Genomic DNA, 24,650 nt, shown 5'->3' with positions numbered 1-24,650 from the left:
GACTTCGCAGACATGTGACCTCCAACGTGACCGCGTGTCGCGGGCACAAAAAAACCGGCCTGGACGGACGTCCTCAGGCCGGGATCGCATGCTGGAAGGACATGGGTCCCCGGCCTGTTTAGCGACTTATTTTACGTGGCTGCAAGCCGGCCGGCTCAAATCACCACGGGATAGGATTGTTCCTATTCCCGCTTGCGCTTGCCGTCAAGGCGCGGTTGAGATAGCCGGTAAAGTTACGGTTTTTCAGGGTATTGTCCCGGAAAGCCGACGTAAGGACCAGACCCGTGACGTTCACCCTCGCCGCCGATGCCGATGGAATTCTGCCCGACAGCATGATCGAGGCGATGGCCGAGGCCGGCCTGATCCTGCCCGAATATGATTTCGTCGAAAGCCAGATCCAGCCGGCCAGCCTCGACCTGCGCCTCGGCCCCATCGCCTATCGCGTCCGCGCCAGCTTCCTGCCCGGGCCGAATGTGACCGTTGCCGAACGCATCGACGAATTGAAGCTGCACGAGATCGATCTCTCCGACGGCGCAGTGCTGGAAACCAACTGCGTCTATATCGTGCCGCTGCTGGAAAGCCTCGCACTGCCGCCGAACATTTTTGCCGCCGCCAATCCGAAGAGCTCCACCGGCCGCCTTGACGTCTTCACCCGCGTGATCGCGGACGGCACCCGCCGTTTCGACGTGATCGGTGCCGGTTATCACGGCCCGCTTTATGCCGAGATCAGCCCGAAAACCTTCCCGGTGCTGCTGCGTGAGGGCTCGCGCCTGTCGCAGGTGCGCTTCCGTATCGGTGATGCCGTGCTCGATACCGAGGCGCTGGAAGAGCTGCACGCACAGGATCCGCTGGTCGATATCGATGATGCCGACCTCACCAACGGTCTCGCGGTTTCCGTCGACCTCTCCGGCGAGAATGCCTCCGGCTTCGTCGGCTACCGCGCCAAGCGGCACACCGGCGTGGTCGATGTCGATCGCCGCGGCGGCTATGCGGTGGAGGATTTCTGGGAGCCGATCCATGCGCGCCCCGACCGCACGCTGATCCTCGATCCCGGCGAGTTCTACATCCTCGCTTCCAAGGAAGCTGTGCAGGTGCCGCCGGACTACGCCGCCGAAATGGTGCCGTTCGATCCGCTGGTCGGCGAATTCCGCGTGCATTACGCCGGCTTCTTCGACCCAGGCTTCGGCCATGACGGCGCCGGCGGCAAGGGTTCCCGCGCGGTGCTGGAGGTTCGCTCGCGCGAAGTGCCGTTCATCCTCGAACACGGCCAGATCGTCGGCCGCCTCGTTTATGAACGCATGCTGGATCGCCCGGATTCACTCTACGGCCAGCGCATCGGTTCGAATTATCAGGGCCAGAACCTGAAGCTGTCGAAGCATTTCAAGGTTTAGGAACGAAGCTGAGACTTTAACGGCGTGCGGTCATAGAGGTCGCCGACACAGCATCGGAAACTGAGCTTCGGAATCACGATCTCGGCGTCGGGCCCTGTCAGCACGTCCGATGTCCAACCATCGTCCGTGCGCAACTCCACTTGGACCGCCATATGGTCCTGCGTGATGACGAGCAAGGCGACGCAAGCCGCATGCGAGCGGTACAACTCGCATTTCACATCGATCCACTCGCGCCCGGTGCCAGGGACACCAATCTGATCCGAAGACGACACAACTTCGGCCAGTAAATAAGCTACATCGAAATAGCGCTGCTCAAGCTCGTATTCCGTATCGATGACGGCCACGTCGGGTTCGGGCTCGTAAACCCTGCCGTCGAGTATAAAGCTCTTGAAGCCAGATCGCTGGGTTGCCATGAGCGGCAGACCTTGCCGGTCAAAGCTATCGTCCAGCAACCGCGCAAGATTCTCTGCAATCCGATTGTGAATGAGTCTCGGAGGCGTCATCATGACCGGGACGCCCGCCAGCAATTCCCAGCGCTCATGATCCGGGCGATATTTTTGGAAGTCACGGAATTCCTCCGCGGACATCTGCTGGCCGGTCCGGCCTTGCATGACGGCAATACCCATCACCATTCCCTTCGCTGGCTGCACGGTACTACAGACATTGCGCTTGCGGAAGCCGGGTTCCGCTCGTCACTGCCCCAACGAAAAAAGGCCCGCATGGAGAATGCGGGCCAGGTTTTCTGGATTCAGAATCGATAACACAGAAGAAGCGACGCCAGTCTTAACCGGCGTCGCTTGTCGCAAGCTTACTGAACGAAACCGCCGCCCAGATTGCCGAGGTTGAAGCGGTAGTTCAGACCAGCCTTAACGGTGTGCTCGTCGTTCTTGAAGCCGACGACGGTACCGATGCCCGGACCGAAAGCGGTCACGTTGCCGAAGTCGTAGTACTGGTATTCGATCTTGCCCGACCAGTTCTGGGTGAACAGGTATTCGAGACCGCCGCCGACGGTGTAGCCATCGCGGCCGCCGTCGCCACCGAAGCCATTGGTGAAGCGCGAGTCAGCCCAGGCGTAACCGCCCTTGGCGTACAGCAGGGTCGGACCCCAGGTGTAGCCGAGACGGCCGGTGACCGAACCGAGGCCGCGGTTATCGAAGCTGCTGCTGGTGTCCTTGAAGCTGTAGTTGGCTTCGAGACCGAACACCCAGTTCGGCGCGAACTGCGTGTCCCAACCGCCCTGCACACCGCCGAGGAACGTGCCATCGCGGTTGCCGAGGACGACATTGTCTTCGCCCGGGAAGCCACCACCGATGTGACCACCGATGTAGAAGCCGGTCCAGTTGTAGATCGGAGCGGCGGGAGCGGCGTAAGCCGGCGCCTTGGTGTACGGACGAGCTGCCAGATCGGCTGCAGACGCGGGTGCAGCCAGCGCGACCATGGCAACGGCTGCGGTCGAAAGCAGATACTTCTTCATAGATAATCCTCTCAATCCCAAACTGGATTGCGGCGAACCTAGACGATTGCGCAGAGATTGCTGTCACAGACGTGCAACAGCGCTTCAAACGAGTGTGGCGGGTTTTCCATGCACGTCGTGCTTCTGACACATACTCGCCTCATTCGTGCATCGAAGCCCCCGGATGTGTTACGAAACGTGCATAACCGTGGGTTAAACCTCAACCTGCGCAACACGCAGCCGCGATGTGCTACTGTCGTCGCAGCGGAAAAACAGAGACCGCCAACAAGGATCCGAGGAAATGAACGAGGCGATGGCCCCCCCAAAGGCAGCTAACGCATATGCGCCGCGTACCATCAAGCTGAATGCGCGCGACAATGTCGCGATCGTGGTGAATGATTTCGGACTGCCAGCGGGAACCCGGCTCGCCGATGGCATCACGCTGCGCCAGTTTGTTCCGCAGGGTCATAAGCTCGCGCTCGCCGAGATCGCAAAAGACCAGCCGATCATCCGCTACGGCGAGATTATCGGTTACGCGATCGATACGATCGCCATTGGCGATTGGGTTGAGGAAGCGCGCATCCACATGCCCGATGCACCGGAACTCGATCGCCTCGACATCGCAACCGCGATCCCTCCTCCACAGGAGCCGCTGACCGGTTACACATTCGAGGGCTTTCGCAATCCCGACGGCTCCGTCGGCATCAAGAACATTCTCGCCATCAGCACATCGGTGCAATGCGTCGCCGGCACGCTCGAATTCGCGATCAAGAAGATCAAGGCGGAACTGCTGCCCCGTTACGCCAATGTCGATGACGTTGTCGCCGTCACCCATGGCTATGGCTGCGGTGTCGCGATCAATGCGCCCGACGCTTATATCCCGATCCGCACGCTGCAGAATATCGCGAAGAACCCGAATTTCGGCGGCGAGGTGATGGTGGTCGGCCTCGGCTGCGAGAAACTCGCGCCGGAACGGCTGCTGCCGACCAATGATCCCGCCAGCATGATGCGCCTGCAGGACGAGGGCAATCAGAGCTTCGGCGACATGGTGGACACGATTGTCACCATGGCTGATGCGCGCCTGAAGGTGCTGAACCAGCGCAAGCGTGAAACGGTGCCCGCATCCGAACTGGTGATCGGCCTGCAATGCGGCGGCAGCGATGCATTCTCCGGCGTCACCGCAAATCCCGCGCTCGGCTTTGCCAGCGATCTTCTCGTGCGCGCCGGCGCCACAGTCATGTTCTCCGAAGTCACCGAGGTCCGCGACGCCATCGAATTGCTGACACGCCGTGCAGCAAGCGAGGATGTGGGTCGCGCGCTGGTGCGCGAGATGGACTGGTACGATGCCTATCTCGCCCGCGGCGGCGCCGATCGCAGCGCCAATACGACGCCGGGCAACAAGAAAGGCGGCCTCGCCAATATCGTCGAGAAGTCGCTCGGCTCGATCGTCAAGTCGGGCTCGTCGGCCATCACCGGCGTGATAGGACCCGGCGAACGCGCAACCACGAAGGGGCTGCTGTTCGCAGCAACACCTGCCAGTGATTTCATCTGCGGCACGCTGCAGCTTGCCGCCGGCATGCAGATGCAGATATTCACCACCGGCCGCGGCACGCCTTACGGCCTCGCACAAGCCCCGGTGATCAAGGTGTCCACCCGTACCGAACTGGCCAAGCGCTGGTCCGATCTCATCGACTTCGACGCCGGCCGCATCGCGTCGGGCGAGATGACCATTGAGGAAGCGGGTTGGGAGCTGTTCCAGCTCATCCTCGATGTCGCCAGCGGCCGCAAGCAGGTCTGGGCGGACAAATGGGGCCTGCACAATGATCTGGTGTTGTTCAACCCTGCGCCGGTGACGTGAGTCACACGCGGCGCGGCCGTAGGGCGGATTAGGCGTAGCCGTAATCCGCCGCGGAGTTTTCGTTTTGAACTCGGCCGGCGGATTACGCTTCGCTCATCCGCCCTACGGCAGCGCACATCACAACGCCGCCGCCTTCGCACCTGACGGCGCCACACGCCAGATCACGTTGCCGACGTCGTCCGCCACCAGCAGCGCGCCCTTGTTGTCGAGCCGCACGCCCACCGGCCGGCCCTGCGCCTCGCCCTTTTCGTTGAGGAAGCCCGTCAGCACATCCTGCGCCTTGCCCGAGGGCTTGCCATCGGTGAACGGCACGAAGATCACCTTGTAGCCACTCTGCGGCTTGCGATTCCACGAGCCATGCTGGCCGATGAACGCGCCGTTCTTCATGTTTTCCGGAAACAGATCGCCGGTGTTGAAGGCGAGACCCAGCGATGCCGTATGCGCGCCGAGCGCATAATCCGGCGCAATCGCCTTGGCCACCAGGTCTGGCTTCTGCGGTTCGACGCGTACATCCACATGCTGGCCGTAATAGCTGTAGGGCCAGCCATAGAACCCGCCATCCTTCACCGAAGTCATGTAATCCGGCACGAGGTCACTGCCGATTTCGTCGCGTTCATTGACGACGACCCACAACGCACCGCTTTGCGGATTCCACGCCGGGCCGTTGGGATTGCGCAGCCCGGATGCGAACAGGCGCGACGTGCCGTTGACACGATCTATTTCGAGGATCGCTGCGCGGTTCTTCTCGATGTCCATACCGTTCTCGCCGACATTGCTGTTGGAGCCCACGGTCGCATAGAGCTTGCTGCCATCAGCGCTGGCGGTGAGATCCTTGGTCCAGTGATGATTGAGGCCCGCCGGCAGATCGACCACCTTGGTCGCGGCCGCCGTGATCCGCGTGTCGCCTTCCTGATACGGGAAGACCACCACCGCATCGGCATTGGCGACATAGAAGCGATCGCCCACCAGCACCATGCCGAAAGGTGAATTCAACCCCTCGACGAACGGCGCCTTCATCTCCGCAACACCGTCACCATCAGCATCGCGCAGCAGCGTGATACGATTGGCCGATGGCGCGCGTGCGCCGGCATAACCCATCACCTTGTTCATGACGAAGCCGCGGATGCTGAAGCCGCTGTCCGGCTTCGGCGGCGCGTTGCTCTCGGCAACGAGCACATCGCCATTCGGCAGCGTGTAGACCGTGCGCGGATGATCGAGACCGCTGGCGAAGGCGGTGACGGTCATGCCTTCAGCCGCCTTCGGCTTGGCGCCATCCTGCCAGCCGATGGCCTTGGAGACATTCACCGTCGGCAGCCACGTCTTGTTCGGTTCGACCAGTTTCGGCGTCGGCCCGTAATCTTCGCCCGAGGCGATTGTCGACTTCTCGTTACAGCCAGCGAGTGGCAGCGCCACGATCAGAAGAGCAGTCGAGAGCAAGAATTTTTGGCGCATGGAATTTCCTCGTGGTGACGGAACTCAATGCACGCAATGCAGAAGCGTTCGATCTCCCTGCATGAATTTCATGTGAAGCGGCGCCACGCCGCAGCTATGGTCATCGCCACCAATCGAGAAGGGACGGAAGCGATGACCGCAGCGAATGACCAGACCACGTGGAAGCGCTGGCGCAGCGTGGCCGATCTCTATCACGCCGTCTTCACCGGCCTCATCCTCACCGTCGTGACACGCCGCGGCACGCCAGATGCAGCGGAATTCGTGTTTCGCATCTTCCGTCGCCAGCAGCAGGAGCGCTTCCTCGCGGGCCTCGACAAGCTCGGCCTGTCGCACCTGCCACCCGCGGTCGCAGCGGCGCAGTATCACTATCTCTCCAACTGGATCGGCGGCGTCTCGGTGGAATACATGATCGAGAACGACCGCAAGGCGTGGATTCGCTATCCGCCGCCGCGCTGGATCTGGCGTGGCACCGCGATCTGCGGCATTCCCGGCGAGGTTTCGCGCGCGATGTTGCGCGGCTGGCACGCGAATAACGGCGTCACGCTCGGCAATCTGCGCCTCGGTTTCGTCTGCACCAAGCAGAGCGTCGATGGCCAGGACGGCCTCGAGGGCTACTATTGCGAATACGACCACGATCTGGACCTCGACCAGCGCCTGGTCTTTGCGCGCCACCTCGAAGCGCCGCCTTTCGATCCCGCCAAAGCTCCAGCACTGCCCGTCGACAGCTGGCCAAAGCCTCGACTGGAAAAGGCCTATCGCAATTACGCGATGGAATATGTGCGCACGGCCGCGCCCGTCGCCGTGCAATTGTTCGGTCCCGATGACGCCGGCTATCTGCTGCGACTCACCGGCAAGCTGATCGGCATGCAGTATTACGACGAAGTCGCCAAAAGCTTCGGCATGGCGCGCGGGGATGCCACGACCTTCACGGACTTCTTCACCGCCTTGCTCGGCGCACAGGACGACGAATTCACTATCGACAAATCCGCCGGTGCGATTGCGGTCTGGCAGACCAGCTGGAAGCTGATGGACGGCGTTATCGACGCACATCCCGCCTGCGCCGAGCTTTTACGCGGCCTCGTCGAAGGCCTCGCCGCCGGCTGCGGCCGCAACATTCCCGTCACCATGACCGCAGAGCGGAATGGTGCACGGCCGTTCACCTGGACGATCGGGTAAGCGCTCCCGTACTGCAGTGCAAATCGACCAGCGCCCATGCAGCGGGCGCGTATGGCGCCCGCCTGGAACGGTGCTAGGAAAGGTGGTGTCCGGCATGTGAGACCGGACCGTCAGGGAGACTGCATGTCCGAGGTCGCGCTCGCCGAACGCCCCGTGGTGGATGGCGACAAACAGCCGCTTCCCGAGCTGAACGCGCCGGCCAGGAATCCGCTGCTCGATCACGCCATCCTGCCGACCCTGCTGCGCCTTGCCTGGCCGAATGTCGTGGCGCTCTCCGCCGGCACCATGGTCGTGATTTTCGAGACCACCTATATCGGGCGACTCGGCACCGAGGCGCTGGCCGCCATGGCGCTGGTCTTCCCGTTCGTGATGCTGACCATGACCATGTCCGGGGGCGCCATGGGTGGCGGCGTCTCTTCCGCCATCGCCCGAGCGCTCGGCGCTGGCGACCGCGAGCGTGCCAACACGCTGGCTGGCCACGCACTGCTGATCGGCGCCTGTTTCGGCCTCACCTTCACCATCGGCATGCTGACCTTCGGCTCGACGCTGCTGCAGCTTCTCGGCGGCCGCGGCAATGTGCTGAGCCAGGCACTCGGCTACATCACCATCTTCTTTGCCGGCGGCGTCATCCCCTGGCTGATGAACACCTTTGCAGCGATCCTGCGCGGCACCGGGAACATGAAAATCCCCTCCGCGATGCAGACCTCATCGGCCGGATTGCAGATCGTCCTCGGCGGCACGCTCGGCCTCGGCCTCGGCCCGATCCCGCAATTCGGCATGCCCGGCGTCGCTGCCGGCACGCTGACGGCCTTCACCATCGGCGCCGGCGTGATGGGCTGGTACGTGTTCTCCGGCCGCGCCCGGGTGCGGCCGACGCTGAATGGCTTCCGTATCCAGCGCGGCATGTTCTTCGACATCCTGAAAGTCGGCGCCATCGCCTGTTTCAATCCGCTACAGGGCGTGCTGACCCTGCTGATCTTCACCCATATGCTGGCGCATTACGGCACCGAAGTGCTGGCCGGCTACGGCATTGGCGCGCGGCTCGAATTCATGCTGACCACGCTGGCCTTCGCCGTCGGCATCGCCTCGGTGCCCATCGTCGGCATGGCGATCGGCGCGGGCCGGGTCAAACGCGCGCGGCGTGTCGCCTGGACTGGCTGCGCCATCGCCTTCGGCGTGGTCGGCCTGCTGGGCACGCTGATTGCGATCTTCCCGCATGTCTGGGTCAACCTCTTCACCAACGACCCCGGCGTGCGCGAGGCGAGCCGCACCTATCTCGCCACCTGCGCGCCCATGTATGCCTTTCTCGGCCTCGCCACGGTGAGCTACTTCTCCTCGCAAGGCGCCGCGAAAGTGCTCGGCCCCGTGCTGGCACAAACCGTCCGGCTCGGATTTGTCTGCGCCGGCGGCTGGTATCTGCTATCCATCGATGCGCCGGCCACCAGCTTCTTCTGGCTCGCCGCTGCGTCCATGGTACTGCTCGGCGTGCTCTCCGTGCTCAGCGTGATGCTCACGCGCTGGGGGCCGAAAGCGGGACCGGTGCCCGAGATCAGGCCCGCGCTCTCCTGATCACATCCGCCGTGCGGCGAATTCCACATCCAATCGCCACGTCCTGCCGTCATCGTGCGAGGTCTCGCCGCGCCACAGAAAGGATTGCGGCGTGATTTTCGAGAAGCTCCAGCGGACAGGCCGCTCGTCCTTGTCGCGGCCGAGCTGGACGATGTCATCGCCCTCCTTGCGGCCGACCATGGTGAGGAAATTCGAGATCACCGGATCGCTCCACTGGATCTGCCACGCATCGATGCGCGGATCGTAGATGCGCAGAGTTGTGCCGTAGGAGAACGCATTGGCCGCCGCATCGCCTTCGCGCTCTGCGCCCCGCTTCGGCACAATCCAGACATCCTGGATCGCGCGCCCTTCCAGCACCCAGTCGAAATGCCATTCGCCCTGCCGCCGGCGCTCCTTGCCATCGGGCATGTATCTGACGACGTCGAGATCCCAGGCGCCGATCAGCCAGCCATAGAGATCCATGTTGCTGCCGCGATCCGGCGCAGGCCCTTCAGCCAGCAACACATCACGCAAAGACCGCCTTCCATTCCCGCCATTGCAGAAATGATTCGCCATCGCAGCGATGCCGATGTCCATCTGCGTGCTCACATAGCCTGCGATGTCACTCGGCAACAGGTCCGCCGACCAATCGAGGCGGCATCGATCCGGCCCATCCGCTATGACCTGCACCACGCCATTATGCTGCGTGATGCGCTCGCTGATGGCAGCATAGACGAAGCGGCGCCGCACATGGTCGCAATCCACGAAGCGTTCCCGCACCACCGTGCCGTTGCCGAAAGTAACGATCCGGTCGTCGCCCTCGACCCTGGTGTCCGTGACGAAGCCCGGCACCAGCCGCGTGTGCAGCGCGCCGAAATCCGCCACCGCCGCCCAGACCTCGCCGGCGGGCGCATCGAGTGAAACCGTCTTGTGAATGGATGCCATGTCCGCCTCCGCAAAAGAGCCGGACGGGAAATATCAATGCAGCGCCAGACGTTCTTGGAAAATCTTGCGGCTCCCCTTCGAAGCCTGCCGGAACGCGCGCGGCGACACGCCGGCCGCGCGATGAAAGCTGCGCACGAAGTTCGATAGATCACCGAAGCCGACATCGAAGGCGATATCGGTGATGGGGTTTTCATTTTCCGCCAGCAGCCGCGCTGCGTGGCGCAGCCGCGAGCGCACCAGATATTGATGCGGTGTCACGCCAAGCGCATCGCGGAACATGCGCAGGAAGTGAAACGGGCTGACACCGGCCTGCTTCGCCGCAGCGTCGAGATCGATGTCGTCCGCCGAATGCGCCGCGATCCACATCGCGGTTTCCACCGCACGGCGGCGATCGCGGGCGCTGATCACCGCGGGCCTGCGCGCCCTGCCCGAAACAATGTCGACCAGCCGCGCCGCAAAGACCTGCCCGATTTCGTCAAGGCCCAGATCGCTCTGCGCGTCGGCCACGGCCTGCGCCAGTTCGCCCAGCATCATCAGCTCCGCCAGCGGCGCGGCGCTGCCCTGCTGCCACACCGAGAGATCGTCGCCGATCAAAGCGATCGCCTCCGGCGCAAAGGCGAAGGACAGGCACTCATCGCCGCCCGCATGATGTTCGTGATGGCAGACATATTCCTCGCCGGGCGCACCGATCAGCACCGCGCCGGCAACAAGCTCATGCGACCGCCCGCGGCAACGGCAACCAAAACTGCCCTTGCGCACATAGGAAATGGAGTGGCTGGCATGTCGCTCGACAAATGGCGCATCGTCCGGACCCGCCGTGCAGCGATAATCCGTCACGGTGATGCCGCTGCCCTGGAAAAGCGTCCTCGCCTGCATGCGCGAAAGCTAACCCTGCGGACGCGGCGGAGCAACGGACAGAAGCGCATCGAACAGATTGGTCGCCCGCCCCGACAGCGCTCCCTCGATCGACAGCAGCCGCGATTTCGTCACGATCCCGGCATTGCCGGCAAAACCCGAGGTCTGGCCGATCGTCACCAGCGCGCGATGGCATGGCACGATGATCGCGAACGGATTGCGCGCCACCGCATTGGACACCGCATTGATAGCGCCGCTGACATAGAGATGGATTGCGATATCCGCATAGGTACGTGTCTCGCCGCGCGGGATCCGGCGGATCGCTTCATAGACCCGGCAGTTGAATTCGGGAATGTCATAGGTGTCGAGCGTAATGTCGGAGAGGTCGACCGCCTTGCCGTTCAGCGCTGCCACGATGCCGTCGATGGCCGTTTGCACATCGGCCGGCGGACGCCACTCGCGCGCTTCGGGATATTGCTGCAGCAACCGCCGCCGCGTCTCCAGCTCCCGCGCTTCCGGCAGCTGGACGCGAGCGATCCCGGCCTCGCTCCATGCGATTCCGCAGCGTCCGACCGCCGTATCGAAGGTCGTATATCCCAGCCCAGCCATCCCGACTCAGATGTTAGCAGGCAAACGGTTTTCGCCAACCGGAAATTGCAGGTGCGCAGATACTCTCTCATTCGACGCGGCTGTAGGATGGGTTGAGCGCAGCGATACCCATCACCACAGGCGCCCGGCCGTGATGGGTATCGCCTCGGCGCTGCGCGCCTTCGCTCAACCCATCCTACGACGCCAGCCAGAGATCGCTTGGCGGATCACCGATCCTCGGCTAGATCAGAGGGCACGCGGGCGTAGTTCAATGGTAGAACGGCAGCTTCCCAAGCTGCATACGAGGGTTCGATTCCCTTCGCCCGCTCCAGCCATCCTGATGCGCCGCCGCTTCAGATCGGATAGGCCTGCGGGCCGGTCTCGATGGTGATCCAGCGCAGTTCCGTGAATTCCGCGATCCCTGCCCTGCCGCCGAAGCGCCCGTAACCCGACGACTTGGTTCCGCCAAACGGCATCTGCGCCTCGTCATGCACGGTGGCGCCGTTGACGTGGCAGATGCCCGATTCGATCCGCTTCGCCACCGTCAGCGCGCGGGCGATGTCGCGCCCGAACACTGCGGCCGAAAGGCCATATTCGGTGTCATTGGCAACCCGCACCGCCTCGTCGACGCCATCGACCCGCACCACAGTCACGATGGGGCCGAACGACTCTTCGCCATAGATGCGCATCGATGATGTCACGTGATCCAAGACCGTCGCCGACATCAGCGTTCCCTCCACGCGTCCGCCGGCGACGACGCGCGCACCCTTCCCGACCGCGTCCTTGATCAGTGCCTGCATGCGATCGGCGGCGCTGGCATCGATCAGCGAACCCAGCGGCGCATTGCCCTGGCGCGGATCGCCGGCCACCAGTTGCTCGGCCTTGACGGCGAGCTTGGACACGAACGCTTCCGCCACAGTGCGATCGACCACGAGGCGTTCGGTGGACATGCAGATCTGCCCCTGATTCATGAAAGCGCCGAAGGCCGAGGCGGCCACGGCGGCATCGAGATCGGCATCCTCCAGCACGACCAGCGGCGCCTTGCCGCCCAACTCGAGCAGCACCGGCTTGAGATGCGTCGCCGCTGTCTGCGCGATCAACCGGCCGACGCGCGTCGAGCCGGTGAAATTGATCCGCCGCACCGCCGGATGTGCGATTAGGGCCTCGATCAGCGCCGGCGCATCGTCCGGCGCATTGGTGATCACATTCATCACGCCGGGCGGCAGCCCGGCATCGCGCAAACATTCACCGATCAGACGATGCGTGCCGGGGCAGATTTCGGATGCCTTGAGGATCACGGTGTTGCCGCAGGCCAGCGGCAGCGCCACGGCGCGGGCGCCGAGAATGACCGGTGCGTTCCACGGCGCGATGCTCAGCACGACACCCGCCGGCTGGCGCACTGCCATGGAAATGCAGCCGGGCTTGTCGGACGGAATCACCTCGCCCGCAATCTGCGTCGTCATCGCCGCCGCCTCGCGCAGCATGCCCGAGGCGAGATGCACGTTGAAGCCGGCCCATGCGGCCGTGGCTCCGGTTTCGGCGGCCATCAGCGCGATGAATTCAGGAGCCCGGCTGGCGAGGATATCGGCAGCCTTGAGCAGGATGGTCCGCCGCGCGGCCGGCCCTGTTGCCGACCACGCCGGGAACGCGGCCGCAGCCGCATCCGCCGCGCGCCTGGCATCGGCGATCGTCGCCGCGGCGGCGCGCGAGGCGACATCGCCGGTGATCGGATTGAGGCGATCGAATGTCGCGCCAGCGCTGGCTTCGGCGTCTTCGTTCTCGATCAGGAGGTTGATGATGTTCATGGCGATCTCCTCGGTTGATGGGTGAATGAAGGAATGCAGCGTGTCAGGTGAGCCCGCCGAGATAGGCGCGGCGGACGGAATCGTCGGATTGCAGCTCGGCCGCGGAGCCACTGCCGGACACCTTGCCGTTCTCGATGACATAGCCGCGATCGGCGATGAGCAGGCTCTCCCGCGCATTCTGCTCGACCATCAGGAGCCCCATGCCGGTCTCCCGAATGCGGCTGATCGCGGCGAACAGCTCCTTCACCAGCAGCGGCGACAGGCCGAGCGACGGCTCATCGAGCAACAGCATTTCCGGATTCGACATCAGCGCACGGCCGATGGCGACCATCTGCTGCTCGCCGCCGCTCATGGTGCGCACCACCTGCTTCATGCGCTCGCCGAGGCGCGGAAACAGCGCCAGCACCTTGTCGCGCTGCGCCGCCTCGATGGACCGCGCCCGCTTCGGATTGGCGCCAAGCAACAGATTTTCAGCCACCGTCAATTCGCCGAACACACCGCGGCCTTCGGGCACCAGCGCCAATCCGCTCTCGACGATCAGATGCGCGGGAAGCGCGGACAGATCACGCCCATCCAGCTTCACCTGCTTGCCCGGCCCGCATTTGACGAGACCCGCGATCGCCTTCAGCAGCGACGACTTGCCGGCGCCATTGGCGCCGAGGATCACGACGATCTCGCCGCGCTTCACGGTCAGCGCCGCATCGCTGAGCGCGCGATGCTGGCCGAAACTGACATTGATCCTGGAGACCTCAAGCATGGTGCGGCGCTCCGAGATAGGCTTCAATGACCGCGGGATCGTTCAGCACCGCATCGGTCGGGCCATCCGCGATGCGTCGCCCGCTGCTCATGACCACGCAGCGACTGCAGAGCGAGCGGATCGCATCCATCACATGCTCAACCATCAGGATAGAAAGGCCCTCGTCTTTCAATGAGCGGATCAGCGCGATGCCGATCAACAGTTCCGATGGATTGAGCCCGGCGAGCCATTCGTCCAGCAGCAACACGCGCGGACGCAGCGCCAGCGCGCGTGCGAGTTCGAGCCGCTTGCGGTCGATGTAAGTGAGTTCGGAAGCCGGCCGCGCGCTGTGACCGGCGAGGCCGACGCGGGCGAGCAGGTCTTCAACTGCAGCACCCTCCTCGCTGCGCCCGCGATGATTGAACGCCAGCCCCGCACGCACATTGTCGCCGCAGCTCATGCCATCCAACACGCGCACCAACTGGAACGTGCGCGCGACACCCAGCCTTGCGATCTTGAAGGTGGGCCATCCCGCGATATCCGTATCGCCGAGCATGATGCTGCCGGCATCCGGCCGCAGCACGCCGGAGATCAGATTGATGGCTGTGGTTTTCCCCGATCCGTTCGGCCCGAGCAGGCCGACGATTTCGCCGGCATGGACGGTGAAACCCATCTCATTGACGGCGACGAGACCGCCAAAACGGCGCGTGAGGCCCTCGACCTTCAGGACGGGTGTGTTTGAGGAAATCATGCGCGGCCCTCCTTCACGGCGGAGCCACGTCGCAACAGCCTGAGCCGATCGATCAGCCCGACCACACCGGACGGCAGGGCATAGACGATGAGCAGGAACACCACGCCCATGATCAATGTTGATGTGCTGGGAAAACGCGCCGACAGGAATTCGAACAGCAGCGTCAGCGGGATCGCGCCCAGCGCCGGGCCCCAGAAGCGATGCGCGCCGCCGAGCAGCGCCATGATCACCACCTCGAACGAGATCGTGGCATTGAAGGCGATCGACGGCTCGATATAGGTCCAGCGCGGCGCCATGATCGCGCCGACCAGCGTCATGAACACCGCCGAGATCACGAACAAAGCGACCTTGGCAAAGGTGACGTTGATGCCGCAATGCCGCGCCACCGTCTCGTCCTCGCCGATGATCCGCAGCGCAAAGCCGAGCTTTGAGCGGGCGATCAGCCAGCCGGTGGCGAACACGATCACCGCGAGGGCCAGGAGCTGCCAGTAGATGTCCTGCTGGCTGATATCGAGGAAGATATAGCGGCCGAGCACGCGGCTCTTGTTGACCTCGAACCAGACCACGAGCTGCTTCACCAGCTCGGCCAGGCCGAAGGTGAAAATGACGAAATGCACGCCGCTCAGGCGCAATGTCGAGAGGCCGACAATGGCCGATGTCACAGCCCCGATCACGACCGCCACCGCCAGCACCAGCGGCCAGGCCAACTGCTCGCCGAGCACCGCGACCGTGTAGGCGCCGACGCCGAAGAAGGCAGTGGTCGCCAGCGAGACATAACGCGTCGGGCCGGAGAACATGCCCCAGGCAGTGGCGAGGATCGTGAACTGCAGGAGCGTGATGCCGAGCGCGAGATGATAGGCATCGACCAGCGACGGCAGGACGGCGAGGCCGGCAATGGCTGCGAGCCCGACGCCGCCGATGAGAAGCTGTGATCCGGTCACTGGCGCGCCCTTCCAAAAATACCGGCGGGCTTCACGAGCAGGACACCGAGAAACAGCGCGAAATTGACGGCGATGGTCAGGCCGGGGTCGATATAGGTGGCGACCAGCGCCTCGCTCAAGCCAAGCAACACGCCGGCGACGAGGCAGCCCATCAGATTGCCGATGCCGCCCATGACGACAACGATCAGCGCCTTCATCGTGAACACCACGCCGGACGTGGCGCTGAAAGTGAGAAACATGCTGATCAGCACGCCTGCAGCTGCGACCAGCGCGCCGCCCACAGCAAAGGCCAGCGCCGACAGCTGCGGCACATTGATCGCCACCAGCGGCGCAACATTGGGATCGACGGCGACCCCGCGGATCGAGGTGCCGATGCGCGTGCGCGTCAGCAGCAGATACAGCACGGTGCCGAGCACGACGGCCAAAGCGAATGCGACGAGGCGATTCATCGCCAGCACTTCGCCGACCACGGTCACCGGAATGGCGAGGAACGAGTAGCTGAAATAGGCGCCACCAAACATCGTGAGCAAAATACCCTGCACGATGAACATCAGGCCGAAAGTGGCGAGAATGCTGTCCACCTCCAGCGCGTCACGCGTGCGGGCACGGCGCACCAGAGGCGTCAGGAAAATCTTGTAGAGCAGCAAGCTCGCGATAAAACTGACGGGCACGACCACCGCCAGCCCGACCAGCGGGTTCACCGCCCAGCCGGTGAACAGCAGGTAGGACGCAAAGGCCGAGCCAATCAGGAATTCGCCGTAAGCGAGATTCATGATCCGCGCCACGCCATACTGGAGCGTCAGCCCCATGGCGATGAGCGCATACATTCCGCCCAGCACGAGGCCGGTGAGCAACGCGTTCGTCATTCCATCATTCCGGATTGCTGGCGCATGATCCCCGCAGGAATCATGCGCCGTTAAAGCCTGCCGCGATTACTGCGTCTTCCAGGCCGGCTTCGGCAGGATCGGCTGGCGCGCGCCTGCATTGCCCGACGGCGCGACGCCATAGAACTCGCCGTCCTGCCACTGGCCGACCCACCAGTAGTTCGTCGGCATGTTGTTCTCGAACTTCACCTTGCCGATCACCGTATCGAAGCTGCCGGTCTGCAGGTCCTTGATGACCGCGGCACGATCGACCTTGCCGACCCGCTCGATCGCCTGCTGCAGCATCTGCAGGCTGGCAAAGGTGACGGCGCTGGCCCAGCGATCCGGCTCGGCGCCGTTGGCCGCGGAGGCCTTGTGGCGGGCGAGATAGTCCTTGATGGCCGGGCTGTCGCCGCTCCAGCCACCGATGCCCATCACGCCTTCCGCATTCGCGCCGAACTTCTGCTTGAACAGTGGAAAGGCGGTGCCAACGCCGGTGTAGTAGACCTTCGGATTGAAGCCGGAGATGCGCGCCTGCTCGGTGATGGCGATCGTGTCCGGCGGATAGCTGAAGGCGATGAAGGTGTCGGGATTGAGCGCCTTCACTTCATTCACGATCGGGCCGAGATCCTGCGTGCCAACCGGATAGGTCTTGTCGTAAGCGAGCTTGAACTTTGCGGCAGCCAACGCGGGACGAGCTGCAGCCGAGAGATCGATGCCAAAACCGTCCGCGATGCTGACCATGGCCACGGTATCGCCGATCTTGCCTTCGCCGCGCAGCTTCACCAGCAATTCGACCAGCGTCTTCGAGGCATCGGCGCTGGTGCCGAGCAGCCAGAAACTGTTCGGCCAGCGCTTGGCCAGTTCGGGCGCACGATCGGTGACCGCGGTGGAGGCGAGATGCGGATAGCCGGCCTTGTTGAGGATCGGGCCGACCGCGAGGTTCAGGCCGGTGCCCCAGGGCGGCAGGATGAAATCCACCTTGTCCTGGTTGATCAGGCGCTCCAGCGCCTTCGCCGCTTCCTCGGCGCTCGAGCGGTCGTCATATTGCACGACCTCGATGGGGACGCGCTTATCGCCGAGCTTGAGGCCGCCGGCGGCATTCACTTCCTTGACCCAGAGCTCGTAATTCGGGATCGACGTCACCGCCGCGCCGCCCGCGGCGGGACCCGTGCGCGAGATCGCGTAGCCGATCTTGACCGACGTCTGCGCCTGAGCCTCGCCCCAGCCGAGCGTGGTTGCGCCCGCCATCATGGCCAGACCGGCGGCCAGTCCCACTGCACGCTGTTTGGTTGCTGTCACCATGTCATCCTCCCCTGTGAGTTGTGACGGCGCCTTAGCGGCGCTCGATGGCGGAACACTAGTTGAGCACCGGGGCGCGTGAATTGGACGCATCCGGGGAAAGATTGCACGGGGCCGTGCGACGCTATCTAATCCGCGCGACGGATTGTCCCATCAAGAGACCAGCCCAATGTTCGCTGACGCCATCGATCTCGCCGGAAAATCCTCCGCGCTGCATGTCGAGCGCTTCACCTCGGGGCTCGCGCCGCGCAGCTGGTCGCTTCGCCCAACGCGACATCGGCACGCGCATCTCCTGGTGATGGAGAGCCGCCGCGGCACCGCGACCATGCGCGATTCCACCATCGAATTCGGCGCGCCGTCGCTGCTCTGGCTGCCTTGCGGCTACGAAGGCATGCTGCAGGTCGAAGCCGGCGCCCAGGGCTATCTGCTCACCGTCACCGACGACCTCCTGACGCAAACGATCGCAGGTTCTGCCGAAGCGCTGCATCTGCGCCGCACCGTGGATCGGCTGGTGCTGCTGGAAGACGCCAAGGCCTCGCAGGGCTTCGCAGCCATGTCAGCATCCTGCGCCATGCTCACCTTTGAGCTGGCGACGCCGGGCCGCGGCAGCGCCACGCTGCTATCCGCGCATCTGCTGCTGCTCTGCCTGCATCTGTGGCGCGCGCTGATCGCTGAAGAACCGGTGGACGATGTCTCCCGCCGCGGCGACGGCCCTCGGCTGGTGGGCAATTTCCTGCAGATGGTCGAGCTGCATTATCGCGATGGCTGGCCGATCGCCCGCTATGCCGCGGCACTCGGCGTCACCGACGACCGGCTGCACGCCCATTGCAAGCGCGAGCGCGGCATCAGCCCGCGCGCCGTGGTGCATCAGCGCCTGATCCACGAGGCCTGCACCCGACTGCGCCAGCTCGATCTCCCCGTGGAGCAGATCGCCTATGGTCTCGGCTTCCATGATCCCGGCTATTTCAACCGCTTCTTCCGCAAGTATCAGAACGAGTCGCCGGGGACCTATCGGCGCCGCGCAAGACAGAACCCGGGACGCCACGGGCCGTCCTACGCCGCCTGGCCGTGATGCGATCGTTAACCAGCGGTTAACCATGCAGGTCCAGCCTTCGGACGTGCGACGGAACCGGACGACTTGGGGACCGGCAGTCGCATCGAAGGGCCGTCCGGCGTAACGCCCGGACGGCTTTTTGCTACACAGCTTTCGCCGCCGCTCTGCCCGCCGTCCTTCCCGAGAACAGGCAGCCGCCGAGGAACGTCCCCTCCAGTGAGCGATAGCCGTGCATGCCGCCGCCGCCAAAGCCGGCCGCTTCGCCGACAGCATAGAGGCCGGGGATGATCTGATGGCCTGCGCCGAACACGCGGGCATCGAGATCGGTCTCGAAACCGCCCAAGGTCTTGCGCGTCAGGATGTTCAGCCGCACGGCGATCAGCGGGCCTTTCTCACGGTCGAGAATGCGGTGCGGCTTCGCCGTGCGGATCAGTTTGTCGCCGATATATTTGCGCGCGTTGTGCAGGTTCATCACCTGCGCATCCTTCACGAACGGATTGGCGATGGCGCGATCGCGCGCCTCGATCTGCTCCCTGATGCGATCGAACTTCAGGAGATCATTGCCGGCCAATTCATTCATCGCCTTGACGAGATCGCCGAGATTGTCGCGCACGACGAAATCCGCGCCGTGATCCTTGAACGCCTCCACCGGCGCCGGTGCGCCCTTGTTCGTGGCGCGGCGCGCGGTCATCAGCCAGCTCTTGCCGGTGAGATCCGGATTCTGCTCCGAGCCCGACAGTGCAAATTCCTTCTTGATGATCGCCTGTGTCAGGATGAACCAGGAATAGTCGAAGCCCGTGGACTGGATGTATTGCAGCTGCCCGAGCGTGTCGGAGCCCGGAAACAGCGGCGCCGGCAGACGTTCACCGGTCGCATCGAACCACATCGACGACGGGCCGGGCAGAATACGGATGCCGTGCCTCGGCCAGATCGGATTCCAGTTCTCGATCCCCTCCACATAGTGCCACATGCGATCGCGATTGATCAGCCGCGCGCCTGCCGCCTCCGTGATGCCGATCATGCGACCATCCACATGCGCGGGCACGCCGGAGATCATCCGCTGCGGCGGCGTACCGAGGCGTTGCGGCCAGTTCTGCCGCACCAGATCATGATTGCCGCCGATGCCGCCCGACGCGACGATGACCGACTGCGCGCGCAGCGAAAATTCGCCGACCACATGGCGCGTTGAACTTTCGCCGCGCTCGGTGTTCGCCGGCTCGAGCACCGCGCCGCTGACGCCATCGACCGTTCCATTGGTCATGCTGAGCGCATCGACACGATGACGGAACCTGAACGTCAAAAGCCCTCTGGCCACGGCCTCGCGCGCACGGCGTTCGAATGGCTCGACGATGCCCGGCCCCGTGCCCCAGGTGACGTGAAAACGCGGCACCGAATTGCCGTGACCCATCGCGTCATAGCCACCGCGCTCGGCCCAGCCGACGATGGGAAACACGCGATGCCCCATCGCACGCAGCCAGTCGCGCTTCTCGCCGGCGGCAAAAGCGAGATAGGCTTCGGCCCAGCGGCGCGGCCAGTGATCTTCCTCGCGGTCGAAACCCGCGGAGCCCATCCAGTCCTGATGCGCGAGGTCAAAACTGTCCTTGATGCCGAGTCGGCGCTGTTCCGGGGAGTCGATGAAGAACAGTCCGCCGAACGACCAGAACGCCTGGCCGCCGAGATTCTGCTCGCCCTCCTGATCGACCACGATCACGCGCTTGCCGGCATCGGCCACCTCTGTCGCAGCCACCAGCCCGGCAAGACCGCCACCCACCACGATGACATCAGCGACATCATTGGTCATCGTTTCGCTCCCCATCATTTCGTTAAGGGAGATTGAATGAGTTGCGGGAACTTTGGTCAAGGAAATACGGAATTTGCATTCCGTTGTTCCGCGGTTTCACACACTGCATCCCGCGCGCAACACTCGTTTCGAATCGTCGCGCCGTCGCAAGGTCCGGCTAGACAAAAACACGTTTCGCCAACACGCTGACATGGTCCTGCATCACCAGGATGAACAGATTCGGCATCATCGGTTTTTGGGGCAGAGCATGAAGTTCGTGACGGGTTTGTTGGCGGCGATTCTGTTGGTTGCAGGCGTCGGCGCGAGCCATGCCGTGGTCCGCATCGCTGACGATCGCGGTGGCCGCATCGGAACCTATGTCGACAAATATCAGGGCCTGCGCTCGTCCGGCGAAACCGTCGTCATCGATGGCCTGTGCGCTTCGGCCTGCACCATCGTGCTCGGTGCCGTCCCGCACGACCGCATCTGCGTGACGCCAAATGCCACGCTCGGTTTCCATGCCGCCTGGGACATGGGCAATAACGGCCGCGCCATCACCAATCGCGAAGCGACAAAGATGCTGTATTCGATGTATCCATCGAATATCCGCCGCTGGATCGCCAAGCGCGGCGGTCTCAAGCCGCAGATGGTGTTCCTCCGCGGCCCGCAGCTCGCGAGCATGTACAAGCCCTGCTACATGGACGCCCGCGCCTCGGCACGGTAATTGTCGAAGTAGGGCCCTGTTCGCTAGCGCGATGAACGAGGGCGGCGCGCGCTGTGGCGGATACCGTGAATGACGACCTCTGTCGCCGACGCCTTGTAATAGATGAGATATGGATAGGGGTAGACCACGGCTCGCCGCAGGCGGCTCTTGGTCGTCAGCCGCCCGCTTTCAGGATACAGAACCAGACGATCGATCACCTCCAACATGCGCGCCTTGACGCGACGCGCGCCCTTTGGAGATTCATGATCAATAAATGCCAGGACTTCATCCAACTCCGCCGTTGCGCGAGTTGTATAGCGAAGTCTCATAGACCGTGCTTGGCCCAGATCGCGCGCACCGCTTCGTCCGAGGCAAATTCACCCCGCTCGGCCTGAGCCAGCGACTCCTCGAAAGATGCGGCTTCTTCGGCTGTCAGTTCGACCGGACCTTCCGCCACCAGGTCCAGAACCATTCGCGCGACCGCATCCTGCGCATCGTCAGGAAGATCACGCACCGATGCAATCGCTTGGTCAAGCAAAGCCGTCATTGCAACAGACTAGCAGTTTTCGGGACGTTTGAAAGCACGTCCGCTCTCCATCACTTGATCGCTGCGACCCTGCCGACGCTTGCTCAGCCCGGCAACTCGGCCTATCTGGAACCTGAATGCGGCCATCCCGTGCGGATGACTGCCAGTTGAGGTTCGTCAATGCAGCCGGCATCCGCCCCTGACAATGTGGCAGCCCAGCCCTCGCGGGCGGCGACGCTGATCGTCGGTGCGGCGGCAGGTTTTGCAGGCTTGCTCATTGTCGGTGCCATCGCCCTGTGGGCCTGGTACGGCACGACCGTCTTCTTCGAGATGGTGAAGACGGGCATCGCCGCCTGCATGTGAGTTTCAGGAACAATCCCATGAGTAGCTCCACCCGCCCGCTGGTCATCATCGCGGCCTTTGCCGGCAGCCTCGCCGCAGGGCTGCTGCTGGTGCTGTGGCTTTCCGGCGGTTTCAGCGGCTTCAAAGGTGTTGCGGCGCCGGCGGCCATCGGCGGCCCGTTCCAACTCACCGATCAATCCGGCCAGAAGGTCACCGAACAGAGCCTGAAGGGCAAGCCGTCGCTGATCTTCTTCGGCTTCACCCACTGCCCGGATATCTGCCCGACCGCGCTGTTCGAGATGTCCGAAGTGCTGCGCACGCTGGGCCCGGATGCCGGCAAGCTGAACACCTATTTCGTCTCGGTCGATCCCGAGCGCGACACGGCACCGATCATGAAGGACTATCTGTCCTCCTTCGATCCGCATCTGAAGGGACTGACCGGCACGCCGGAGGAAGTCGCAAAAGTGATCACCGGCTATCGTGTCTATGCCAAGAAGGTCCCGACCAAGGACGGCGACTACACGATGGATCACACCGCCCTGATCTATCTGATGGACAAGGACGGCAATTTCGTCGCGCCGTTCAACCTGAAGCGGACGCCGGAGGACGCGGCGAAGGATCTGAAGCGCTATCTCTGAGCGCCGCGCATCGCCTTGCTCCGCCGCGACATGGCATGCTCGGTCTTCTCCCAGCGATGCGGCTCGCGCATCAATTGCCATAACGCGCGCCACGCAGCGATCGACAGCAATCCCCAATAGAGCGGCGCCAGCAGCAGTATCCATGCATGGCACATCTGCCTGCGCCGCCAGAGCCCCATCAGCCCGATGACGATGGTGGCGATGTAGCCTGCCGAGATCGCCGCCAGATGCAGCGGCATCAACCGATCGACCAGAAAGCCTGACGGACTGCCCGTTACGCCCGCATAGGCGGCAAACAGTGCGATCTCGACCAGCAGGAGCGGATAGGCCAGCGCCGTCAGCACATTGCCGCCGGCAATCAGCGCCACCCCGACGGATTTCGCCGTGCCGACCTCGCGCCACAAGCGAAACGGCCTGCGCAGATGCACGCCGGCCGTCTGCATCCAGCCCTTCATCCAGCGCGACCGTTGCCGCAGCCAGGCGCTGATATGCACCGGCGCTTCCTCATAGGTCGTGGACGCGAATGTCACGCAGCGATGACCGAACCGCGCCAGGCGGATGCCGAGATCCGCATCCTCGGTAACGTTCCAGGCATCCCAGCCGCCGACCTCGCGCAGCACATCGGTACGAAAATGGTTCGATGATCCGCCGAGCGGCAGCGGCAGATCCAGCGCCGCCAGGCCGGGCAGCAAAACATCGAACTGCCCGGCATATTCGGCCGCGAACATCCGCGACAGCAGGCTTTCCGACGCGTTGTCGATGCACAGGCTGGCCTGCACACAGGCGACATCGGGCCCATGATGATCAAACGCATCGAGTGCCGCGCGCAGTTGCGCGGGCTCGGGCCGATCTTCCGCATCGAACACCGCAACATAACTCCCGCGCGCGAACGGCAGCGCAAAGTTCAGCGCCTTCGGCTTGGTCTGCGGGCCGATGGCCGGCACGGTGAGCACGTGCACATGCGGCATCGGCTGCAGCCGCGCAATCGCCTGCCGGGTGCTGTCGTCATTGAGCTCGGTGATCAGGATGACATCGAGCTTTTCGCGCGGATAATCGAGATCGTCGATCGCCTGCAGCAGCGGCGCCACGGACATGGCCTCGCGATACAGCGCGATCATCACCGTATAGATCGGCAGCTGCACATCCGGCAGATATCGTCGCTTCGGTGCAGGCATGCGCGGCACGAGACTTCCGAACAGGCGAAAGCCTGCAAATGCAAGGAACGCGGTCGCCAGGATAGCGGTCGAGATTGCTTCATCCAGCAGCGATGCAGTGGCGATCGCTCCGGCAAGGCCGGCGATGATCGACGCGCGCGAGAGCCGTTGCCACCCTGCCTGCGAATGCGAGGCCGCCGACAGTTCCGGCCAGCGGCGGGCGAGCCCGTTGGCGGCGCGTCGTGCCAGGATGCTGCCTGCCCGTTCGGTCAGGAAACGGTTGAAATCATGGGTGGTGGCGAGTTCAAAGCCCGCGATCAGTTCGGGCCGCGCGACGGCAAGCTCGTTCAGCATGCGGGCCGACAGATAGCGTGAGGCGACGACGAAGCGCACCCCATGCTTGCGCTGGATCGGGAAAATGCCCGTCGTCGCAGCCTGCGCATATTGAGCCGGCGACAACAGACAGCGACCACGCTCGCTTTCATTCAGCACCGTGAAATCGATGCCAAGATGTGCCGCCAGTCGCCGGAGATAGGTTGCCTCGTCGATGGCCCCCCATTCGATCAGCACCCGGTCCGCACCGATCCCAAGCCGGCGGCTCCGATAGGTTGCCGCCTGCAGTGTCAGCGATGCGATATGGCCGCGCAGGCAATCGAGCTCCGGCACGATCTGGGCGCCGGGTTCCGGCCGGCGCGACTCAGGATCAAGCGAACGTCGCCGGCGCTCTGGCGCCAGGACATGCGCGTTGACGAAAGGCTCCGGCTCCCCGTCATGGTCCGACAGGGCCAT

At 63.7% G+C, this 24,650-nt stretch carries 25 protein-coding genes, 1 tRNA gene and 1 riboswitch; of the genes, 9 read left to right on the top strand and 17 right to left on the bottom strand.

Annotated elements, in window-relative coordinates:
• Positions 1–97: 97 nt before the first annotated feature.
• A riboswitch (SAM riboswitch) is annotated at positions 98–177 on the bottom strand.
• A gap of 107 nt (positions 178–284) precedes the next feature.
• Complete coding sequence (locus tag ACIQ17_RS07490; protein ID WP_398467005.1) at positions 285–1,391, top strand: 2'-deoxycytidine 5'-triphosphate deaminase; 1,107 nt, start codon at positions 285–287, stop codon at positions 1,389–1,391.
• Here the strand turns inward: ACIQ17_RS07490 and ACIQ17_RS07485 are convergent.
• Together ACIQ17_RS07485 and ACIQ17_RS07480 are read right to left on the bottom strand one after the other, a co-directional pair.
• Entirely contained in the window at positions 1,388–2,017 is a 630-nt protein-coding gene (locus ACIQ17_RS07485) for a Uma2 family endonuclease (protein ID WP_398467003.1), read from the bottom strand. The two genes, ACIQ17_RS07490 and ACIQ17_RS07485, sit on opposite strands and share 4 nt — an antisense overlap.
• 182 nt (positions 2,018–2,199) lie before the next feature.
• Positions 2,200–2,865 (bottom strand): outer membrane protein, encoded by a 666-nt coding sequence (locus ACIQ17_RS07480; RefSeq protein ID WP_398467001.1) that lies wholly within the window; start codon positions 2,863–2,865, stop codon positions 2,200–2,202.
• Between the two features lie 280 nt (positions 2,866–3,145).
• Between ACIQ17_RS07480 and garD the strand changes: the two genes are divergently transcribed.
• On the top strand, positions 3,146–4,702 hold the full coding sequence (garD, locus tag ACIQ17_RS07475; protein WP_398466999.1) for a galactarate dehydratase: 1,557 nt from the start codon (positions 3,146–3,148) through the stop codon (positions 4,700–4,702).
• Between the two features lie 117 nt (positions 4,703–4,819).
• On the opposite strand, the gene ACIQ17_RS07470 is transcribed toward garD, so the two are convergent.
• Positions 4,820–6,154: a PQQ-dependent sugar dehydrogenase gene (locus ACIQ17_RS07470; RefSeq protein ID WP_398466997.1), complete on the bottom strand. Its 1,335-nt coding sequence runs from the start codon at positions 6,152–6,154 to the stop codon at positions 4,820–4,822.
• A gap of 132 nt (positions 6,155–6,286) precedes the next feature.
• On the opposite strand from ACIQ17_RS07470, the gene ACIQ17_RS07465 reads away from it, so the two are divergent.
• Positions 6,287–7,330 (top strand): hypothetical protein, encoded by a 1,044-nt coding sequence (locus ACIQ17_RS07465; RefSeq protein WP_398466995.1) that lies wholly within the window; start codon positions 6,287–6,289, stop codon positions 7,328–7,330.
• A gap of 123 nt (positions 7,331–7,453) precedes the next feature.
• A complete protein-coding gene (locus ACIQ17_RS07460; protein WP_398466993.1) occupies positions 7,454–8,899 on the top strand; it encodes an MATE family efflux transporter in 1,446 nt (481 codons plus the stop codon).
• On the opposite strand, the gene ACIQ17_RS07455 is transcribed toward ACIQ17_RS07460, so the two are convergent.
• From ACIQ17_RS07455 to ACIQ17_RS07445, 3 genes are read right to left on the bottom strand one after another with little or no spacing between them, the layout of a single operon-like run.
• The gene (locus ACIQ17_RS07455; protein WP_398466991.1) at positions 8,900–9,823 is read right to left on the bottom strand and encodes an SRPBCC family protein; all 924 of its coding nucleotides are present in this window, start codon (positions 9,821–9,823) and stop codon (positions 8,900–8,902) included.
• A gap of 33 nt (positions 9,824–9,856) precedes the next feature.
• The gene (locus ACIQ17_RS07450; RefSeq protein WP_398466989.1) at positions 9,857–10,699 is read right to left on the bottom strand and encodes a helix-turn-helix transcriptional regulator; all 843 of its coding nucleotides are present in this window, start codon (positions 10,697–10,699) and stop codon (positions 9,857–9,859) included.
• 9 nt (positions 10,700–10,708) lie between these two features.
• Entirely contained in the window at positions 10,709–11,287 is a 579-nt protein-coding gene (locus tag ACIQ17_RS07445; protein ID WP_398466987.1) for a methylated-DNA--[protein]-cysteine S-methyltransferase, read from the bottom strand.
• A 236-nt stretch (positions 11,288–11,523) separates the two neighbouring features.
• Here ACIQ17_RS07445 and ACIQ17_RS07440 point away from each other — a divergent pair.
• A tRNA-Gly gene (locus ACIQ17_RS07440) sits at positions 11,524–11,597 on the top strand.
• Between the two features lie 22 nt (positions 11,598–11,619).
• On the opposite strand, the gene ACIQ17_RS07435 is transcribed toward ACIQ17_RS07440, so the two are convergent.
• The 6 genes from ACIQ17_RS07435 to ACIQ17_RS07410 form a co-directional block, all read right to left on the bottom strand.
• Positions 11,620–13,071: an aldehyde dehydrogenase gene (locus ACIQ17_RS07435; protein ID WP_398466985.1), complete on the bottom strand. Its 1,452-nt coding sequence runs from the start codon at positions 13,069–13,071 to the stop codon at positions 11,620–11,622.
• Positions 13,072–13,114: 43 nt separating this feature from the next.
• Positions 13,115–13,828, bottom strand: a complete 714-nt coding sequence (locus ACIQ17_RS07430) for an ABC transporter ATP-binding protein (RefSeq protein WP_398466983.1) — start codon at positions 13,826–13,828, stop codon at positions 13,115–13,117.
• On the bottom strand, positions 13,821–14,558 hold the full coding sequence (locus ACIQ17_RS07425; RefSeq protein ID WP_398466981.1) for an ABC transporter ATP-binding protein: 738 nt from the start codon (positions 14,556–14,558) through the stop codon (positions 13,821–13,823). Before ACIQ17_RS07425 ends, ACIQ17_RS07430 begins: the two co-directional genes overlap by 8 nt.
• Complete coding sequence (locus ACIQ17_RS07420; protein WP_398466979.1) at positions 14,555–15,499, bottom strand: branched-chain amino acid ABC transporter permease; 945 nt, start codon at positions 15,497–15,499, stop codon at positions 14,555–14,557. The genes ACIQ17_RS07425 and ACIQ17_RS07420 overlap by 4 nt, the downstream gene beginning before the upstream one ends.
• Positions 15,496–16,365, bottom strand: a complete 870-nt coding sequence (locus ACIQ17_RS07415; protein WP_398466977.1) for a branched-chain amino acid ABC transporter permease — start codon at positions 16,363–16,365, stop codon at positions 15,496–15,498. The genes ACIQ17_RS07420 and ACIQ17_RS07415 overlap by 4 nt, the downstream gene beginning before the upstream one ends.
• Before the next feature lie 66 nt (positions 16,366–16,431).
• Positions 16,432–17,667: an amino acid ABC transporter substrate-binding protein gene (locus ACIQ17_RS07410; RefSeq protein ID WP_398466975.1), complete on the bottom strand. Its 1,236-nt coding sequence runs from the start codon at positions 17,665–17,667 to the stop codon at positions 16,432–16,434.
• Positions 17,668–17,833: 166 nt separating this feature from the next.
• On the opposite strand from ACIQ17_RS07410, the gene ACIQ17_RS07405 reads away from it, so the two are divergent.
• Positions 17,834–18,736 (top strand): AraC family transcriptional regulator, encoded by a 903-nt coding sequence (locus tag ACIQ17_RS07405; RefSeq protein ID WP_398466973.1) that lies wholly within the window; start codon positions 17,834–17,836, stop codon positions 18,734–18,736.
• Positions 18,737–18,860: 124 nt separating this feature from the next.
• Here the strand turns inward: ACIQ17_RS07405 and ACIQ17_RS07400 are convergent, their stop codons facing one another.
• Together ACIQ17_RS07400 and ACIQ17_RS07395 are read right to left on the bottom strand one after the other, a co-directional pair.
• Complete coding sequence (locus ACIQ17_RS07400) at positions 18,861–20,519, bottom strand: FAD-binding dehydrogenase (protein ID WP_398466971.1); 1,659 nt, start codon at positions 20,517–20,519, stop codon at positions 18,861–18,863.
• A gap of 157 nt (positions 20,520–20,676) precedes the next feature.
• Positions 20,677–20,829, bottom strand: coding sequence for a hypothetical protein (locus tag ACIQ17_RS07395; protein WP_398467009.1), 153 nt, complete (start codon positions 20,827–20,829; stop codon positions 20,677–20,679).
• On the opposite strand from ACIQ17_RS07395, the gene ACIQ17_RS07390 reads away from it, so the two are divergent.
• Positions 20,767–21,222 (top strand): hypothetical protein, encoded by a 456-nt coding sequence (locus ACIQ17_RS07390; protein ID WP_398466969.1) that lies wholly within the window; start codon positions 20,767–20,769, stop codon positions 21,220–21,222. The two genes, ACIQ17_RS07395 and ACIQ17_RS07390, sit on opposite strands and share 63 nt — an antisense overlap.
• A 23-nt stretch (positions 21,223–21,245) precedes the next feature.
• Here the strand turns inward: ACIQ17_RS07390 and ACIQ17_RS07385 are convergent, their stop codons facing one another.
• Together ACIQ17_RS07385 and ACIQ17_RS07380 are read right to left on the bottom strand one after the other, a co-directional pair.
• Positions 21,246–21,530 carry a type II toxin-antitoxin system RelE/ParE family toxin gene (locus tag ACIQ17_RS07385; protein ID WP_398466967.1) on the bottom strand — a complete coding sequence of 95 codons (285 nt, stop codon included), beginning with the start codon at positions 21,528–21,530 and terminating at the stop codon, positions 21,246–21,248.
• Positions 21,527–21,715: a hypothetical protein gene (locus tag ACIQ17_RS07380; RefSeq protein ID WP_398466965.1), complete on the bottom strand. Its 189-nt coding sequence runs from the start codon at positions 21,713–21,715 to the stop codon at positions 21,527–21,529. Before ACIQ17_RS07380 ends, ACIQ17_RS07385 begins: the two co-directional genes overlap by 4 nt.
• Positions 21,716–21,907: 192 nt before the next feature.
• Here ACIQ17_RS07380 and ACIQ17_RS07375 point away from each other — a divergent pair, with 192 nt between their 5' ends.
• Together ACIQ17_RS07375 and ACIQ17_RS07370 are read left to right on the top strand one after the other, a co-directional pair.
• Positions 21,908–22,090, top strand: coding sequence for a hypothetical protein (locus tag ACIQ17_RS07375; protein WP_398466963.1), 183 nt, complete (start codon positions 21,908–21,910; stop codon positions 22,088–22,090).
• Positions 22,091–22,107: 17 nt separating this feature from the next.
• Entirely contained in the window at positions 22,108–22,707 is a 600-nt protein-coding gene (locus ACIQ17_RS07370; RefSeq protein ID WP_398466961.1) for an SCO family protein, read from the top strand.
• Here the strand turns inward: ACIQ17_RS07370 and ACIQ17_RS07365 are convergent.
• The gene (locus tag ACIQ17_RS07365; protein ID WP_398466958.1) at positions 22,698–24,650 is read right to left on the bottom strand and encodes a glycosyltransferase family 2 protein; all 1,953 of its coding nucleotides are present in this window, start codon (positions 24,648–24,650) and stop codon (positions 22,698–22,700) included. The genes ACIQ17_RS07370 and ACIQ17_RS07365 overlap by 10 nt on opposite strands.

Origin of the sequence: Tardiphaga sp., assembly GCF_044340795.1 — a bacterium.
In the GTDB taxonomy this organism is placed as follows: domain Bacteria; phylum Pseudomonadota; class Alphaproteobacteria; order Rhizobiales; family Xanthobacteraceae; genus Tardiphaga.
Note: the sequence above shows the minus strand (reverse complement) of the source record. Positions and strands in the feature narration are given on the sequence as shown.

Excerpts from the sequence above, each read along its gene's own strand:
- ACIQ17_RS07485 (WP_398467003.1), bottom strand. The coding sequence starts at position 2,017 with ATGGGTATTGCCGTCATGCAAGGCCGGACCGGCCAGCAGATGTCCGCG.
- ACIQ17_RS07480 (WP_398467001.1), bottom strand. The coding sequence starts at position 2,865 with ATGAAGAAGTATCTGCTTTCGACCGCAGCCGTTGCCATGGTCGCGCTG.
- garD (WP_398466999.1), top strand. The coding sequence starts at position 3,146 with ATGAACGAGGCGATGGCCCCCCCAAAGGCAGCTAACGCATATGCGCCG.
- ACIQ17_RS07470 (WP_398466997.1), bottom strand. The coding sequence starts at position 6,154 with ATGCGCCAAAAATTCTTGCTCTCGACTGCTCTTCTGATCGTGGCGCTG.
- ACIQ17_RS07465 (WP_398466995.1), top strand. The coding sequence starts at position 6,287 with ATGACCGCAGCGAATGACCAGACCACGTGGAAGCGCTGGCGCAGCGTG.
- ACIQ17_RS07460 (WP_398466993.1), top strand. The coding sequence starts at position 7,454 with ATGTCCGAGGTCGCGCTCGCCGAACGCCCCGTGGTGGATGGCGACAAA.
- ACIQ17_RS07455 (WP_398466991.1), bottom strand. The coding sequence starts at position 9,823 with ATGGCATCCATTCACAAGACGGTTTCACTCGATGCGCCCGCCGGCGAG.
- ACIQ17_RS07450 (WP_398466989.1), bottom strand. The coding sequence starts at position 10,699 with ATGCAGGCGAGGACGCTTTTCCAGGGCAGCGGCATCACCGTGACGGAT.
- ACIQ17_RS07445 (WP_398466987.1), bottom strand. The coding sequence starts at position 11,287 with ATGGCTGGGCTGGGATATACGACCTTCGATACGGCGGTCGGACGCTGC.
- ACIQ17_RS07435 (WP_398466985.1), bottom strand. The coding sequence starts at position 13,071 with ATGAACATCATCAACCTCCTGATCGAGAACGAAGACGCCGAAGCCAGC.
- ACIQ17_RS07430 (WP_398466983.1), bottom strand. The coding sequence starts at position 13,828 with ATGCTTGAGGTCTCCAGGATCAATGTCAGTTTCGGCCAGCATCGCGCG.
- ACIQ17_RS07425 (WP_398466981.1), bottom strand. The coding sequence starts at position 14,558 with ATGATTTCCTCAAACACACCCGTCCTGAAGGTCGAGGGCCTCACGCGC.
- ACIQ17_RS07415 (WP_398466977.1), bottom strand. The coding sequence starts at position 16,365 with ATGACGAACGCGTTGCTCACCGGCCTCGTGCTGGGCGGAATGTATGCG.
- ACIQ17_RS07410 (WP_398466975.1), bottom strand. The coding sequence starts at position 17,667 with ATGGTGACAGCAACCAAACAGCGTGCAGTGGGACTGGCCGCCGGTCTG.
- ACIQ17_RS07405 (WP_398466973.1), top strand. The coding sequence starts at position 17,834 with ATGTTCGCTGACGCCATCGATCTCGCCGGAAAATCCTCCGCGCTGCAT.
- ACIQ17_RS07400 (WP_398466971.1), bottom strand. The coding sequence starts at position 20,519 with ATGACCAATGATGTCGCTGATGTCATCGTGGTGGGTGGCGGTCTTGCC.
- ACIQ17_RS07390 (WP_398466969.1), top strand. The coding sequence starts at position 20,767 with ATGAAGTTCGTGACGGGTTTGTTGGCGGCGATTCTGTTGGTTGCAGGC.
- ACIQ17_RS07395 (WP_398467009.1), bottom strand. The coding sequence starts at position 20,829 with ATGGCTCGCGCCGACGCCTGCAACCAACAGAATCGCCGCCAACAAACC.
- ACIQ17_RS07385 (WP_398466967.1), bottom strand. The coding sequence starts at position 21,530 with ATGAGACTTCGCTATACAACTCGCGCAACGGCGGAGTTGGATGAAGTC.
- ACIQ17_RS07375 (WP_398466963.1), top strand. The coding sequence starts at position 21,908 with ATGCAGCCGGCATCCGCCCCTGACAATGTGGCAGCCCAGCCCTCGCGG.
- ACIQ17_RS07370 (WP_398466961.1), top strand. The coding sequence starts at position 22,108 with ATGAGTAGCTCCACCCGCCCGCTGGTCATCATCGCGGCCTTTGCCGGC.
- ACIQ17_RS07365 (WP_398466958.1), bottom strand. The coding sequence starts at position 24,650 with ATGGCCCTGTCGGACCATGACGGGGAGCCGGAGCCTTTCGTCAACGCG.